Origin of the sequence: Vibrio lentus (assembly GCF_002875945.1) — a bacterium.
GTDB lineage: Bacteria > Pseudomonadota > Gammaproteobacteria > Enterobacterales > Vibrionaceae > Vibrio > Vibrio apostichopi.
Genome location: NZ_MCZK01000006.1, coordinates 1 through 15780 on the forward strand (window position 1 = coordinate 1; position 15780 = coordinate 15780).

Annotated in this window: 12 protein-coding genes; 4 read left to right on the forward strand and 8 right to left on the reverse strand. The window is 44.3% G+C overall.

Annotated elements, in window-relative coordinates; translation table 11 throughout:
- A partial coding sequence (locus BCT49_RS00320) for a tetratricopeptide repeat protein (RefSeq protein ID WP_102433701.1) occupies window positions 1-1560 on the forward strand: 1560 nt, incomplete at its 5' end.
- Between the two features lie 110 nt (window positions 1561-1670).
- Here the strand turns inward: BCT49_RS00320 and serS are convergent.
- The 5 genes from serS to lrp form a co-directional block, all read right to left on the reverse strand.
- The gene (serS, locus tag BCT49_RS00325; protein ID WP_102433702.1) at window positions 1671-2978 is read right to left on the reverse strand and encodes a serine--tRNA ligase; all 1308 of its coding nucleotides are present in this window, start codon (window positions 2976-2978) and stop codon (window positions 1671-1673) included.
- Window positions 2979-3120: 142 nt separating this feature from the next.
- The gene (locus BCT49_RS00330; protein WP_241908003.1) at window positions 3121-4476 is read right to left on the reverse strand and encodes a replication-associated recombination protein A; all 1356 of its coding nucleotides are present in this window, start codon (window positions 4474-4476) and stop codon (window positions 3121-3123) included.
- 64 nt (window positions 4477-4540) lie between these two features.
- Complete coding sequence (gene lolA, locus BCT49_RS00335) at window positions 4541-5137, reverse strand: outer membrane lipoprotein chaperone LolA (protein WP_029222615.1); 597 nt, start codon at window positions 5135-5137, stop codon at window positions 4541-4543.
- 238 nt (window positions 5138-5375) lie between these two features.
- Window positions 5376-8495: a DNA translocase FtsK 4TM domain-containing protein gene (locus tag BCT49_RS00340; RefSeq protein ID WP_102433703.1), complete on the reverse strand. Its 3120-nt coding sequence runs from the start codon at window positions 8493-8495 to the stop codon at window positions 5376-5378.
- A gap of 163 nt (window positions 8496-8658) precedes the next feature.
- Window positions 8659-9153 (reverse strand): leucine-responsive transcriptional regulator Lrp, encoded by a 495-nt coding sequence (gene lrp, locus BCT49_RS00345; protein WP_004734558.1) that lies wholly within the window; start codon window positions 9151-9153, stop codon window positions 8659-8661.
- 156 nt (window positions 9154-9309) lie between these two features.
- Between lrp and ald the strand changes: the two genes are divergently transcribed.
- Window positions 9310-10434, forward strand: coding sequence for an alanine dehydrogenase (ald, locus tag BCT49_RS00350; RefSeq protein ID WP_017107652.1), 1125 nt, complete (start codon window positions 9310-9312; stop codon window positions 10432-10434).
- Window positions 10435-10597: 163 nt separating this feature from the next.
- Here ald and BCT49_RS00355 read toward each other — a convergent pair whose 3' ends face one another.
- Both BCT49_RS00355 and cysB read right to left on the reverse strand, forming a co-directional pair.
- Window positions 10598-11800: a methyltransferase gene (locus BCT49_RS00355; RefSeq protein WP_102433704.1), complete on the reverse strand. Its 1203-nt coding sequence runs from the start codon at window positions 11798-11800 to the stop codon at window positions 10598-10600.
- A gap of 184 nt (window positions 11801-11984) precedes the next feature.
- Entirely contained in the window at window positions 11985-12959 is a 975-nt protein-coding gene (gene cysB / locus BCT49_RS00360; RefSeq protein ID WP_102433705.1) for an HTH-type transcriptional regulator CysB, read from the reverse strand.
- Between the two features lie 322 nt (window positions 12960-13281).
- Between cysB and BCT49_RS00365 the strand changes: the two genes are divergently transcribed.
- Together BCT49_RS00365 and miaE are read left to right on the forward strand one after the other, a co-directional pair.
- On the forward strand, window positions 13282-14046 hold the full coding sequence (locus BCT49_RS00365) for a DNA repair protein (protein WP_102433706.1): 765 nt from the start codon (window positions 13282-13284) through the stop codon (window positions 14044-14046).
- A gap of 104 nt (window positions 14047-14150) precedes the next feature.
- Window positions 14151-14945, forward strand: coding sequence for a tRNA isopentenyl-2-thiomethyl-A-37 hydroxylase MiaE (gene miaE / locus BCT49_RS00370; RefSeq protein WP_277869401.1), 795 nt, complete (start codon window positions 14151-14153; stop codon window positions 14943-14945).
- A gap of 119 nt (window positions 14946-15064) precedes the next feature.
- Here miaE and pyrF read toward each other — a convergent pair whose 3' ends face one another.
- On the reverse strand, window positions 15065-15760 hold the full coding sequence (gene pyrF, locus BCT49_RS00375; RefSeq protein WP_102433707.1) for an orotidine-5'-phosphate decarboxylase: 696 nt from the start codon (window positions 15758-15760) through the stop codon (window positions 15065-15067).
- Window positions 15761-15780 lie beyond the last annotated feature (20 nt).

A 15780-nucleotide genomic window follows, 5' to 3' on the forward strand; every position in this document is an offset into this window, starting at 1 on the left:
AATTACGCAACAAAGCCCATAGCAATGACCATCACAAATGACACAACCTTTGATGTGATCATTTGCGATTATAACTTTGGTAACACCATTAACGGCAAACAGCTATTTGAAGAGTTAAAACAGTCGAAAAGATTAAAGGATGACGGGATATTTATACTTGTCACAGGCGAAAACTCGGCTTTGTCGATCCGCCCTATCTTAGAGCTTCGACCTGATAACTACCTATTAAAACCGTTCAATCGTGAAACATTGAAGCAACGTATTACAAGCTCACTGAAAAAGAAGCTCGTTCTCCAAAATGTCTATAAGGCCGAAAGAGAAAACAACTACCAAGCGGGTTTGGAATACTGTGAAGAATTGGTCGCATTTCATCCCGAATATTTCGCGACGATTCAGCAGTTTCGCGGAAGCTTTCTGTCAAAACTTAAGCTCTACGACGAAGCCAAGAGCGTTTATGAGAAAGCACTTGATGAAGGCAGCTTCGATTGGGCACAAGCCGGGCTCGCGAACAGCCTTGCTAATCTAGGTCAGCTTAACGAAGCACAACATATGATCGAAAGCTTGATTGATTCTGCGCCCACCAGCACCTTGTATCGAGATCAAGCAGCTCAGGTCAACCTGATCAGCAACAAGGTTCCTGCGGCGATTGCACACTTTAAGTTGGCGAGTGAACTCACCCCTGGTAACTCGGAAAGAGAGCTAGCGATCGCGAATCTATGCTTATCAGTGAATGATTCAAAAACAGCGCTACTTCACTATCAAAACTATGTGCAGATCAATCGAGATACCTTTCGTGACAACCTGTATATGAAGCTCAATCATATTCGATTTTTGCTTTATTGCACGTCTGATGGCATTGATAAACAAGCGAATTTGGATCAAGTCAATTACCTGATCTCGAAGATCCCGACCGAGGCTCGACCAGGGCTGCAAACTGACTTAGCACTTATCGCTGCTCACATCGCGATGGAGTCCAAACAGTACCAAAAAGCGGTAACGATATTAACGGCACTGCACGACAAAAATGACTTCGACGCATTCCCAGTGATCTATCACCATGCATGGTTGTTGGACAGAATGAGCTGTGAGAACGAATTTAAAGTTGCAGAGAATCGCTGTGGTCTGTTGATTATCAAAACAGCAAACGAGACTGTTGTTTCCAGTCAAATAACGATGCGTGCTGAGATGAAGAATCGTAACTCAGAAAAGATGGAATGGCTTAAAGATAAGAACATCAGTATTAAGCAGGGGCAATCAGATTATAAATTAGTGCTCGTGGCTTACTTAGATATTCACAGACGTTGCCCGATGATCAAGAACGTATGTATGAACATCGTGAAACTGCTTTCTGTGATTTGGCCAGATTCAATGGGTGCTAAACAAGTGATTACTATCATCAAGCAATGTGATGAAGTGATCACCCAGCTTTATACGATGGATGAGCTGACAAAAAACAACTATCAAAGCTATTACCGAAAAGCGCTATTAGCCTGTAAACAAGCCGATCTAGCATGTAAGCAAGCCGATGAAGTTAATAACGCTAGTTTTGCTTATATGTAACTTCTGTTTATACAACGGCCACATACAAAAAAGGCTTTGCCATTACAGCAAAGCCTTTAAAATATTTTGGCAAATCAGATTAATCTAAATTTGATTAACCTAAATTGGCATTAACCGATGTGCGTTACGCCGCCCATGTATGGCTGAAGTACTGCTGGGATAGCAATACGGCCGTCTGCTTCTTGGTTGTTCTCAAGAATAGCAACCATAGTACGACCAACAGCAAGACCAGAACCGTTAAGTGTGTGTACAAGTTCAGGTTTCTTCTCGCCTTTACGACGGAAACGAGCTTGCATACGACGCGCTTGGAAATCCCACATGTTTGAACAAGAAGAAATTTCACGGTATGTCTCTTGTGCTGGAACCCAGACTTCTAAGTCGTAAGTTTTCGCAGAACCGAAGCCCATGTCACCAGTACATAGAATCACTTTACGGTAAGGAAGCTCTAGAAGTTGAAGTACTTTCTCAGCGTGACCTGTTAGCTCTTCAAGCGCTGCCATTGAGTCTTCTGGCTTAGTGATTTGTACTAATTCAACTTTGTCGAATTGGTGCATACGGATAAGACCACGAGTGTCACGACCGTAAGAACCCGCTTCAGAACGGAAACATGGCGTGTGAGCTGTCATCTTAAGTGGCAGTTCAGCTTCATCAGTAATCGTGTCACGAACCATGTTCGTTACCGGTACTTCCGCAGTAGGGATAAGCGATAGCGTCTTAAGCGGTACATCACTTACTTGCTCAGTTAGCGGGCTTGTGTGGAACAAGTCTTCGCCGAACTTAGGAAGTTGACCAGTACCGTATAGGCTATCGTGGTTCACTAGGTACGGTACGTACATTTCTGTGTAGCCGTGCTCATCAGTGTGAAGGTCCAGCATGAACTGAGCAATAGCACGGTGTAGACGTGCGAATTTGCCTTTCATCACGATGAAACGAGAACCAGAGATTTTAACTGCACTAGCAAAATCAAGACCGCCAGACATTTCGCCAAGATCTACGTGATCTTTCACTTCGAAGTCGTAAGTCTTAGGTTGACCCCAACGAGAAACTTCTACGTTGTCGTCTTCATCTTTACCATCTGGCACTTCTGCGTCAGGAAGGTTAGGAATCGACATTGTGATCGTTTCCAGCTCAGATTGAAGCTCAGCCAATGTTACTTTAGCTTGGTCTAGTTCTGCGCCTAAGTTGCCTACTTCTGCAAGGATACGCTCAGCTTCTTCATGGTCGCCTTTTGCTTTCGCTTGACCAATGGACTTCGATCGAGAGTTACGTAACGCTTGTAGCTCTTCAGTTTTCATCTGAAGGGACTTACGTTTTTCTTCAAGTTCACGAATTGTCTCTACATCAAGGGCGAAGCCTCGACGTGCTAATTTTGCCGCTGTTTCATCCAGCTCAGCTCGAAGTAATTTAGAATCCAGCATTGCTAATCCTATGCTTTAGTTATTTGAATATTCAGTAGTTTGCTACTGAATCACTGCTAAACCCCTAAAACTGGTGCTATTTCGACCAATTTTTAACGATTTAATATAAATTTTATGACTAGGTAACGATATCCAAAAAAGACTACTTTTCATAGCGTTTTTGTGGGCTTTTTGCGTCCAAATCCGCCAGATAATCTAGCTTCTCGCCAATTTTGGTCTCTAAGCCTCGTTTTGTTGGGAAATAGTATTGTGTTTCGCCCATTTCAGACGGCAAATACTTTTCTCCAGCGGCGTAGGCACCTGGTTCGTCATGAGCATAACGGTATTCTTGCCCGTAGCCCATGTCCTTCATCAAAGTTGTGGGTGCATTTCGCAAATGATGCGGCACTTCATATTCAGGAAGATTGTGTGCATCAGTTAAGGCTTGCTTCCATGCGGTGTAAACGGCATTGCTCTTAGGTGCACACGCTAAATAGACAACAGCTTGAGCAATCGCACGCTCCCCTTCAGCTGGGCCAATACGCGTGAAGCAATCCCAAGCTGACATCGCGACCTGCATTGCGCGTGGGTCAGCATTGCCAATATCTTCAGAAGCAATCGCCAGCAAACGTCTCACGATATACAAAGGGTCACAACCCGCCGCAATCATTCGTGCCGACCAATACAACGCGGCATCGGGATTAGAGCCACGAATCGACTTGTGAACTGCGGAGATTAGGTCGTACCAAATATCCCCCTTGTTGTCGAAACGAGCAACCTTCTCGCCAGCCACTTCAGCTAACAACTGCAACGTTATCGCTTTCTCGCCCTTATCGTTGTCTTCTGCCATGTCATACAGCAGCTCAAGATAGTTGAGGGACATGCGTGCGTCACCGTTGACCAGTTCAGCGAGGCGATCTAAGACGTTATCAGCAAAATCAGCAGTCACATCCCCCAACCCACGCTGTTTGTCTTCGATCGCTTGGCGAATGACGAGGGCGATATCATCGGTATTAAGAGAAGTCAGTTTGTAGACACGCGCACGCGACAACAAAGCGTTGTTCAATTCAAAAGAAGGGTTTTCTGTCGTCGCACCGATAAACGTAACCGTGCCATCTTCGATATGAGGTAAGAACGCATCTTGCTGGCTTTTGTTAAAGCGATGGACTTCGTCCACAAATAGAATCGTTCTACGACCTGCTTGCTTGTTCTCACGCGCTTTTTCAATGGCGATACGAATGTCTTTTACACCCGAGGTCACCGCTGATACACGCTCAACTTCTGCATTGGCGTAATTTGCTGCCACTTCTGCCAGCGTGGTTTTACCGGTGCCCGGAGGCCCCCATAAAATCATGGAGTGGATATGGCCCGCTTCCAGCGCTCTGCGAAGGGGTTTACCTGGACCTAATATATGCTGCTGACCGATGTACTGTTCAACAGTTTCAGGTCTCATACGAGCAGCAAGGGGACGAAAATCTTCGTCCCCTGCAAAATCTAAGCTGTAATTACTCAATTGCAATCTCTTGATTCGTTGATGGCATCAATGCCTATCGACTTACTACCAAACGATCTGCCAGTTTGGATCAGTTTCTTTGGTCGTCGACCTCGACACCTTCCGGCGCCACAAAAGTAAAGCGGTCTGCAGCAGGTTTACCTAAATCAACATTGTTAAAGGTAAACTCACCTTTTTGGCCGTCTTGTTCAATCACATTAAAGCCTTGAACAATGCCTTTCTCGGTGATGTTAATCTGGAAATCGCCCTGATTAGAATCTACAGCCGTTGGCGTTAGCGTAAATTGGTTACCCGTTTGCGCGACATTGTAGTTGTCCCAATCACTTTCTTGGTTACGAGTCAGCAACACAAAAGGTGTTTGCGATGTGGCTTGTTCTTGCCAGTAAATACTCACTTGCTCAATGAACGGGCTGTAGTACCACAAGCTTTGACCATCAGATACCAATAGGTTTTCATCAGGGAAAGTGGTTTCCCAGCGGAATAAGCTTGGGCGCGCAATCTCTACCGTACCCTCGCCTTCCATCACAACATCACCGTCAGGGCTGGTTACGACTTGTTTAAAGTCAGCGCTGAAGCCTGCATTCAGTGACAAGCGGCTACTCAACTCTTCTTTCGGAGAAGCGAATACGGAGAAGCTCATAAATAAAAGTGCGAATACTTTTTTCATCAATAGTCCTGTTAAATCATAATACCAATCACAGTAAGCAAGTGATCAGAAATAGCGCCGGGAAAAGGCTTGAGAACAAGGCATAATTTTTTGATAAGTAGTTATTCTACAATCAAAAATTATAACGCAGTTATCGAGCGTTTTAACCAGCTAGGGTGACCAGTTATTTACTACGATTGGTATAAGTCGGTCATGTTTTGGTTTTGACCGACTGAATAGTTATGAGTTCCTATTGGAACTAATCTTTTGGTGGCGCTGGCGCCAAGACTTCTCGGTTACCGTTATGTCCTGGAGCACTGACAATACCTTGAGCCTCTAATTGCTCGACAATTCGTGCGGCACGGTTGTAGCCGATTTTGAATCGACGTTGTACACCAGAAACTGAACCTCGGCGTGAATGAACCACGTGTTCGACAACTTGATCAAACAGAGGATCGACTTCTTCATCACCTTCCATCTTCTCACCCGGCAATAGTGTTTCTGGGGTTTGGTCGCCGTTAGTAATCTCTTCAATATAGTTTGGCTTACCACGAGCTTTCCAGTTGTTCACGACCGCGTGCACATCATCATCAGATGCAAATGCGCCGTGTACACGAGTTGTGTGGCTTGAACCCGGTGGTAAGTACAACATATCACCCATACCAAGCAATGACTCTGCACCACCTTGGTCAAGAATGGTTCGAGAGTCTGTTTTGGTCGACACGGTAAAGGCAACACGTGTCGGGATGTTTGCTTTGATCAGACCCGTAATAACATCCACCGAAGGACGTTGAGTGGCTAAGATCAAGTGGACGCCAGCCGCACGCGCTTTCTGCGCCAAACGAGCAATCAGTTCTTCAACTTTCTTACCCACTACCATGATTAAATCGGCAAATTCATCGACGACAACCACGATGTAAGGCAGTTTTTCCAACAATGGTGCTTCAGGGTCCATGCTGTCGCCCGGCTTCCACAGTGGGTCATGAATTGGGTGCCCAGCTTCCGCGGCCATCTTCAATTTGTCGTTGTAGCCTTTGATGTTACGAACACCGAGCGCCGACATCAGCTTGTAACGGCGTTCCATTTCACCAACACACCAGCGAAGGGCGTTAGACGCATCTTTCATGTCGGTAACGACTTCAGACAACAGGTGTGGAATACCTTCATAAATAGACAATTCCAACATTTTCGGGTCAATCATGATGAAACGAACGTCTTCAGGTGATGCCTTGTAAAGCATACTCAAGATCATCACGTTCACACCTACCGACTTACCAGAACCGGTGGTACCCGCGACAAGAACGTGTGGCATTTTCGATAGGTCAGCAATAACTGCTTCGCCTGCGATGTCTTGTCCTAGAACAACCGTCGTTGGTGATTTAGCCTCTTGGAACTGAGGGCTAGCAACGACATCAGAGAAAAACACCGTTTGACGGCTCATGTTCGGCAGTTCTAAGCCAACATAAGGTTTGCCCGGTATTACCTCGACGACACGCACTGCCAATGCAGAAAGTGAGCGTGCTAAGTCCATTGAAAGACCAGAGATACGACTTACTTTCACACCCGGAGCAAGGTCTAACTCGAATCGAGTGATAACTGGACCAGGGAAAATATCAACCACATCTGCTTTGATTTTGTAATCGGCTAATTTAGATTCAACCAAACGAGCGATTGCTTCGAGCGCATCACGATCAATGAAGGTTTCACGCTTTTCAGGGTGGAACAACAATTCAAGCGTTGGCAATGGTTCTGCTGGTTTAGGCAAGTTAACATCTTGCTGAACGAGGAACGGGTTTTGCGCTGCAGCCATGTTTGCTTGTGCTTCAGAGACAATGTTTTGGAATGCAGCTACGTCTTGGTCTGGATGTACAGGTTCTTCTTCTGTTACCTCTTCCCAAGGAAGATCAACAACTGGCTCTTGGTTTTGCTCAGTCGTTTGCGTCAGCTCTTGTTCGTAAGATGACGGAGCAAGTGGCTCTTCGTCATTATCAACAGGCTCAGCATCTAGCTCTGAATTAGGTTCAAAACTTTGCTCTTCCGTTGTATCGAAAGACGATGAGAATTCTTGTGGTGCTTCTTCTATTTCACCCATTGGCGAAGCGTATAGAGATTCTGGTTGAACATCTTCCGCATCGAACTCGTTATTTACTTCTGGTGAGCTATCCATGACTGGCTCAGCAGTTTCAACTACCGTTTCAGTAGGATTAACTGCGGTTTGCTCATTCTGCATGTATTGCTGATACGCGATCTGAGATTCATGCGCGTCAACCTGCTCCTGCTCAGCAAGATCATCTTCATACATAGCGGCATTTTCTAACTGCTCAATAGTCGCGTTCAATTGTTTAGAACGTTCTACACCTTCTTCTAAGGGCTCTTCTGGTGCTTGGTAAACGGGTGCAGCAGGAATAGGTTCTTGCTCTACGTGTTGAGGCTGAATCTGAGGCTGTTCTTGGACGGGCGCTTCTTGCTTAGCCGGCGCATCAACTGGCATATGAATATTGTAATGACGCTTCGGCGATACAGTATTGTCTAATGCATTCGCAGCATCTGAAGAGTCATTGGTCGCAGAGAAGCTCAGTGCAGGATCAAGCTGATCTTGCTCTGTTGATTCTTTATTGTCTTCTATAGCAGGGACATCGCGGTAAGTTGGCTCTTGATGCTGCTGATGACGTTCTTCGATTAAATCTCGGTCTGCCGACTCTCTTAATTGTGGCTCAAGCAACTCTTGGTCTTCACCACGCGCTTTATTAACAGCAGAGGTAAACAGCTTAATCGCACATTCGCCCAACCATTCAACGATGCTTAGCCAAGAAATACCCGTTAATAGAGTAAAGCCAGCACCCCATAAGAAAAGAAGAACCAATGTACTGCCAAGAACGTTAAGCGTTGGCAATGCAAGACTTGTTAATACGTCACCAACCACGCCGCCTGATGAAAAGTACCAGATATCATCAAAGTTAATATCAGCTAGACCACAGCTGGTAAGAATAAGAACGGTTAAGCCAAGTAAGCGAGTACCCCACAACATGAAGTCGATTTGTTCGTCTTCATTACGTTTGCGGAACAACACCCATGCAGCCACAGTCACTAATATAGGTAGCGGGTAAGCCAGTGAACCAAACACAAAGAAAAGCGTATCCGCCAACCATGCACCTAGGTAGCCACCCGCATTCTGAATGTCACCACCCCACGCCGTTTGCGACCATGATGGGTCTGCAGGACTAAAAGTTAATAACGCAACGGCAAGTAGAATAGAGAAGAGAACACCCAAAATCAGGCTGCACTCTTTGAGACGTTGAGAACCATTCAAACGAGGAGACTGAGGCTCTTCACTCGTTTTAATGATTGTTTCTACTTTATTACTGCTCTGCTTGAACATAAACCAACTTAATAATTAAACGGGATAAAAACATAGCGAACGGCACGAGCCATTCGTTTTCATGAAACTACTGTTGATTTAACCATATCAAACAGAAAAACCCAATTCCAGAAAGCAAGAAAGCGGAACAAATGTCCGCTTTCTTTCATTTCACCAATTATGATTAACGAGTTTTAATCACAAGTTGATTAGTTTGTTTCACTTCTTCCATTACAACGTAAGTACGAGTGTCGTTTACGCCTGGTAGACGCAGTAACGTATCACCCAGCAACTTACGGTAAGCACCCATGTCCGATACACGTGTTTTAAGAAGATAGTCAAAATCACCCGACACTAAATGACACTCTTGGATGTCATCCAGTTTCTGCACAGCGGTGTTGAATTGTTCGAACACATCTGGCGCACCACGGTTCAAAGTAATTTCAACAAACACTAAAAGTGAAGCATCTAGGTACTGTGGGTTCAGCAATGCTGTGTACCCAGTAATGTAACCTTGACGTTCTAAACGACGAACACGCTCAAGACATGGAGTGGGAGAAAGTCCTACTCGTTTTGAGAGTTCAACGTTTGAGATACGACCGTCTTTTTGCAACTCATTAAGAATGTTGCGGTCAATACGATCTAGTTCCTTGGACGGCTTCTTATAATTGTCTGCCATTTTTTATTCCACCTTATTACTTCCTTGCAAAAAAATATACTACAACTTTTTAATATTCGGTATCAAATTCTATCTGAACCTATCTATACTAGATATTAATTCGAAAGAATTACCCTACACATAGATAAAACAACCATAATATAATAAGGAGTCAGGATGATCATTGGCGTACCTAAGGAAATCAAGAACCACGAATACCGCGTTGGTATGACCCCAGCTAGCGTGAGAGAACTAATCTCACATAGTCACCAAGTTTTTGTTGAAACCAATGCCGGTACTGGTATCGGTTTTTCAGACGATGATTACATCGCTGTAGGCGCATCCATTCTTCCTACTGCTGCTGACGTTTTCGCGAAAGCAGAGATGATTGTAAAGGTTAAAGAACCTCAAGCTGTCGAGCGAGCTATGCTTCGTGAAGGGCAAATATTATTTACCTATTTACACCTTGCACCAGATTTTCCACAAACGGAAGAGCTAATCAAGAGCAAAGCTGTCTGCGTAGCCTATGAGACTGTAACAGATAATATGGGTCGCTTGCCACTATTAGCACCAATGTCTGAAGTCGCTGGTCGCATGTCTATTCAAGCAGGTGCACAAACACTAGAAAAATCTAACGGTGGTTGTGGTCTTCTTCTTGGCGGCGTTCCTGGTGTTGAGCCAGCGAAAGTTGTTGTAGTTGGCGGCGGCGTTGTTGGTGCTAACGCAGCACGTATGGCTGTTGGCCTTCGCGCAGACGTAACCATCCTTGATCGCAACGTAGATACTCTTCGTCGTCTTGATGAAGAATTCCAAGGTCGCGCAAAAGTGGTTTATTCTACTGAAGACGCTATTGAGAAGCATGTTCTAGAAGCAGACCTAGTGATTGGTGCAGTACTAATCCCAGGCGCAGCCGCTCCTAAACTTGTTACAAAAGATCACATCGCTAAGATGAAGCCAGGTTCAGCTGTTGTTGATGTTGCAATCGACCAAGGTGGTTGTTTCGAAACTTCACACGCGACAACTCACGCCGATCCAACTTACATCGTTGATGACGTAGTTCACTACTGTGTTGCTAACATGCCAGGTGCCGTTGCTCGTACTTCTACTTACGCACTAAACAATGCAACACTTCCTTACATTGTTAAGCTAGCGAACAAAGGCTACCGCGAAGCACTTCTATCTGATGAAGGTTTCCTAGAAGGTCTAAACGTAATCCACGGTAAAGTGACTTGTAAAGAAGTTGCAGAGAGCTTTGACCTAGAATACGTAGCGCCTGCAGAAGCAATCGCAATGTTTAACTAGTGATGTAGTGACTAACTGAGCGTAAAATTTTCTCGTTGAAGCGTTCAGTTACAACACACATTAAAAAGCCAGTCCGACATCGTCGAACTGGCTTTTTTGTATCTATACCTATTGTTCAATAGCGGTAGGTAACGAGCTTTCTTATACGCTCGTCAACTTTGATCTAACGTTTGTTCTTAACACCATGAATCAGGAGGTTTCGAGGGGTAACACTGCGCTCACAAAACTCTTCTATCGAAGCTTCATAACCTTGTTCTTGCAGATAGATAGCACGATCTAAGGCCAACCATATCTCTAATGGCCGTCTAAATACTTGTTGGACTAAACTCAACTTCTCCATTTCCCAGAAGAGCGTCTCGCCTTGAGCAAAATAGGATTCAAAGTCGATATCCGAACCAAGTGTTATCTCTTTCACTTCAGCTGCCCACTGGCAAAAGGATCTAAAACCCTCAGACAACTCTGATTTTTTGATGCTCGGTACTGGAATGTATTCATCGATATTAAGTTCGGCTTTGAGCAATTTACTGAAGCCCAAACGATAACTCATCTCTAATTGACGATGCCTCTTTACTCTTTCACCGCCAGTGACCGTTTCTTGAAGTGGAATTCTTAAATCACTCTTGCTCAATACTAATACAGAGCTTTTCGCGACAGATGACATCGCTTGATAGGTTTCATCACGAATAAGATGGTAGCAACATGGGGAAATGGTCACTGCTGGAAGCCCATGTGATACAGACTTTTTCACTAACTCGACATGAAGGTCGCCACAAGCATGGAGAGCGACAGCATGTTGGTTTGAATTAAACACATCACCTGCGCTTTCTGAAAAAGCATCGCCTTGAACAAAGTTCATCTCTAGCTTGTGATGATCTGCAATCTGTTGGCCGCTATCACATAGTGACTGTTGCCACTCAAAACTGGTGACTTTTTGATTCGATTGTTTAGCCAAGATTCGACCGAGAAAACCTTTGCCTGAACACCACTCCAGCCACTCTTGTCCTTGGTGATGCTCGAGAGAAGCCTCTCCCATCGCAACAATTTGTTGTAGCTTTCTGCCGGGAATACCATCGGCAGTTCCGCGCGGAAGATCGAGCCCAACAAGCGCAGTATGGTTGAACTGGATATTTTGGTTGGCTTTCTCTAACTGGGGAATGAAACGCGTAAGCTCAGCTAGCAAGTCTTGCGGTTGTTCTTTGAGAGTCTGAATTCTCTCGATACTCAAACTATCCAACCAATCAACAAGAGGACGATTCACATCAGCCCATGGCTGTTGCTGAGTTTGACATAGGTGAAAAGGCTCTGAACGCCAATAGACTTGGTGCTCTAACAAGAATGAGTCGAGAATTGTAAATCGTGAATGCATGCTTCCCCCTATGATGCGTGGATTGTAGGGGGAAGAGACATAAATAGAAAGGAGACATATAGAAAGAAGCTGTATAAAAAGGTGCTATATAAAAGGAGCGTTATCATCAGGCCAAGCTAAAACGAAAAACGGCCTGTTAATTGATAACAGACCGAATAGAAATCTAGGTAAACAAAGTTAGGACCTATCGAACGGGTAGCTCAATATCCTTAAACATCTCTTCAATCTCATCATTTGATTTAAGAGAAATCGCTTGCTCAACAACAGGACGAGTTAGGTGTGGTGCAAAACGCTCCATAAAGTCGAACATGTAAGAACGTAAGAAGGTGCCCTTTCTAAAGCCAATACTTGTGGTGCTCGCACCAAACAGGTGGCTTGCATCAATGGCAACCAAGTCGGTGTCTTGCTCGTGATCAATCGCCATGCTTGCAATCACGCCTACGCCAATCCCCATTCGAACATAGGTTTTAATAACATCGGCATCTGTCGCGGTAAACACGACACGCGGTGTTAGACCAACTTTGTTGAACGCGGTATCTAGTTCTGAGCGCCCAGTAAAGCCAAAGACATAAGTCACTAGAGAATAGGCGGCAAGGTCTTCAATTGACACTAATTGCTTTTGCGCCAGAGGGTGATCTTTGGTGACAACAATCGAGCGATTCCAGTGATAACAAGGCAACATAATCGCATCTTGATATAAATGAAGCGCTTCGGTCGCAATGGCAAAGTTAGCAGTGCCTTTGGCTACCGCTTCTGACATTTGACTTGGCGTTCCCTGATGCATGTGAAGCGACACTTTAGGGTAACGCGCCGTGAAACCTTTAATTACATCCGGCAGAGCATAACGAGCTTGGGTGTGCGTCGTTGAAATGTTCAATGTTCCCATTTCAGGGTGAGTGTGTTCACCGGCAACGGCTTTAATGCTTTCAACACGAGCGAGAATCTCTTGAGAGATACGAATAATATCTTCGCCAGCTTGTGTCACCTGCGTTAAGTGTTTACCACTACGCTCGAAAATCTGAATGCCCAACTCATCTTCTAGCAATCTAACTTGCTTACTAATACCAGGCTGTGATGTGTATAGACTCTCTGCAGTCGCAGACACATTTAGGTTATGGTTTAGAACCTCAACAATGTACTTCAGTTGCTGTAACTTCATATCTAACCTCGTAATCCTTTACTCATTTATGTGCTAACTTATTTGCAAAGAGAGCGTCATAGTCTCGTGTAATATAATTAATAGTTATAACGCTTCATGCACTAAATTGATAGAAAAATTGAGTTTTTATAGGTTAACAAACAAAAACATCAGTATCGCTTTGCAACCGACTCCTCATTCTCATACATTAGTTGGTAAATTTTGATTGCCGATTGCGCTCAACAAGAGATAATCAGAAATTGCAATTTACGAGTGCCGATACACAATGGAATCGTGTATCCTCTCCAGTTAGCTATAGAAAACAACAAGCAGACACAAATATATGAATATTGATTTAATAATCGCCTTAGTCGCCGTTCTTTTGGTGTTGGTTTTAGGCTACAACATCATGCTTCAATACAAAGTTAAGGTAGAAACAGCGAAGAAACAGGAAGCTTCTCGTTATCTAACCATTATTGACGGAACTGAAGAGTTGATTGGCAATGCTCATCACATGCCTTTTAGCCAAGACCTTCTTATATGCTTAAATAACCGAATCCTTGATGCACTTGAAAACATGTATCAACTTGATCCTAAAAATAAGCAGCTTCTGCAACGAATCGAAAGCGTAAAACAGCAGATCACACAGCTAAAAGAGAACTACCAAGGTGGTGAAAGTACTACTTTCCGTGTTCCTAGCAGTGATAAGCAAGCAATCATGATGCTTAAGTTGGTTAAACGCCTTCGCGATACGGTTCGTAACGAACACAATAAAGGCCGCTTTGATACTCAAGCTTACGTGGTTGAAAATGCTCGCCTAGAAACGATCCAGATTCGTATCAATATTGAAAACGTGATCAAACGTGCTAACGATTCAATTTCTCGCGGACAACCAGGTACGGCGATTCAGCTATTACGCAAAGGCATTGATGCTTTAGCGACTAAGAACGATGCGTACTCTAATCAAGCAAAAGAAAAACTTCAGCAGATGTTGAACGATCTTGATCAGAAACGCCAAGACAAAAATGCTCAAGACTTACAGCAAATGGAATCTAAAGAGCGTGACGACGATATGGATGCCCTCTTCGGTCAGAAGAAGAAATGGTAACCGTCTAACTCAAACACGAAAAGGCCGCCTCATTTGCATTAAATAGGCGGCCTTTTTTGTGCCTAGTGAATTTCCTTTCTTCGTATAGGGAGATCTCATGAGCTGTGATAAAATCGCGCATTATCAACAAACTTGCCCCGACCATGTATCAAGAATTATTAGCCCCAATCCACTCTTTTCTTAAAGCTGAAACGCCAGATTCATGGATAGATGAAGCCAAAAAGCCTGAAAACCTTCATATCATTTTACGCGATCACATGCTTTGTGAGCTCAAAGCCGCTCAAAGTGCTTTGTTCCTTATCCGCAAGTATGCGGTAGATAAAGAAAGCGCAAAGCAACTGAATGAGTGGATATTGCCATACGAGCAATTTGCTTATCGTCGTATCGGAGACTTAGAGTCTCTACGTGGTAAAAGTAACGTATCTAAGCAAATCACAGCAAAAGAAGGCTGTAATTACTGTGCTGACCTGATTGATAAAATGGTACTGCTAATTAAAGAAGAACTGCATCACTTTTATCAAGTTATGGAGTTGATGGTAAAGAAAGGCGTGACGTATCAACCGATTGAAGCGGGTCGTTATGCTAAAGGTTTAATCAAGCAAGTGAAAACTTACGAGCCAGACGCTCTGGTTGATAAGCTGATCATCGGTGCGTTTATTGAGGCTCGTTCATGTGAACGCTTTGCTAAGCTTGCTCCTTTCTTGGAAGAAGACATGGAGAAGTTTTACGTCTCCCTACTTCGCTCAGAAGCGCGTCACTATCAAGATTACCTTGAGCTAGCAGAGCAAATCGCAGGGAAAGATATCTCTGAGCGTATTGCTCACTTTGCGCAGGTAGAAGCTGACCTAATCACGTCAGAAGACAGTGACTTCAAATTCCATAGCGGCGCTCCGGTTTAAGCTCAGAACAGAGAAGCCGAGACACTCCGAAACAATTTATATCTCGTCAATAAATAAGAAGGCCAGCAAATTGCTGGCCTTCTTCATTCGTGTCGCTGTATTGCTATCTAAAAATAGACTTAAACTAGCGTGCCGTTGATTTCAGCAAGTACGGCTGCAGGGTCTGTTGCTTGAGTAATTGGACGACCGATAACTAAGTAGTCTGAGCCAGCTTGAATTGCTTGAACTGGCGTCATAATACGCTTCTGGTCACCTACGTCAGCGCCTACAGGACGAATACCAGGAGTCACAAGCTTGAACTCTTTGCCCAACTCACCTTTCAGTAATGAAGCTTCTTGAGCAGAACATACAACGCCATCTAGACCTGAGTTCTTAGTCAAAGACGCCAAGCGCATTACCTGCTCTTGTGGTTGAATGTTCAAACCAATACCCGCCAAATCAGATTGTTCCATGCTGGTTAACACGGTAACGCCGATGAGTAATGGACGGTCTTTACCGTAAGGTTCTAGAATTTCGCGTGAAGCCGTCATCATGCGTTCGCCACCGCTCGCATGTACGTTCACCATCCACACGCCCATCTCAGCAGCAGCACGTACCGCTTTTGAACATGTGTTTGGAATATCGTGGAACTTAAGGTCTAAGAATACTGAAAAACCACGTTTATGTAATTCACGGACAAATTCAGGGCCAAACAGGGTAAACATCTCTTTACCGACTTTTAAGCGGCAAGATGCTGGATCGATACGATCAACAAAGGCTAATGCATCCGCTTGGTTGTCATAATCCAATGCTACAATGATTTTTTGGTCGTTCATTTCATCTCCTAACGCAGTTA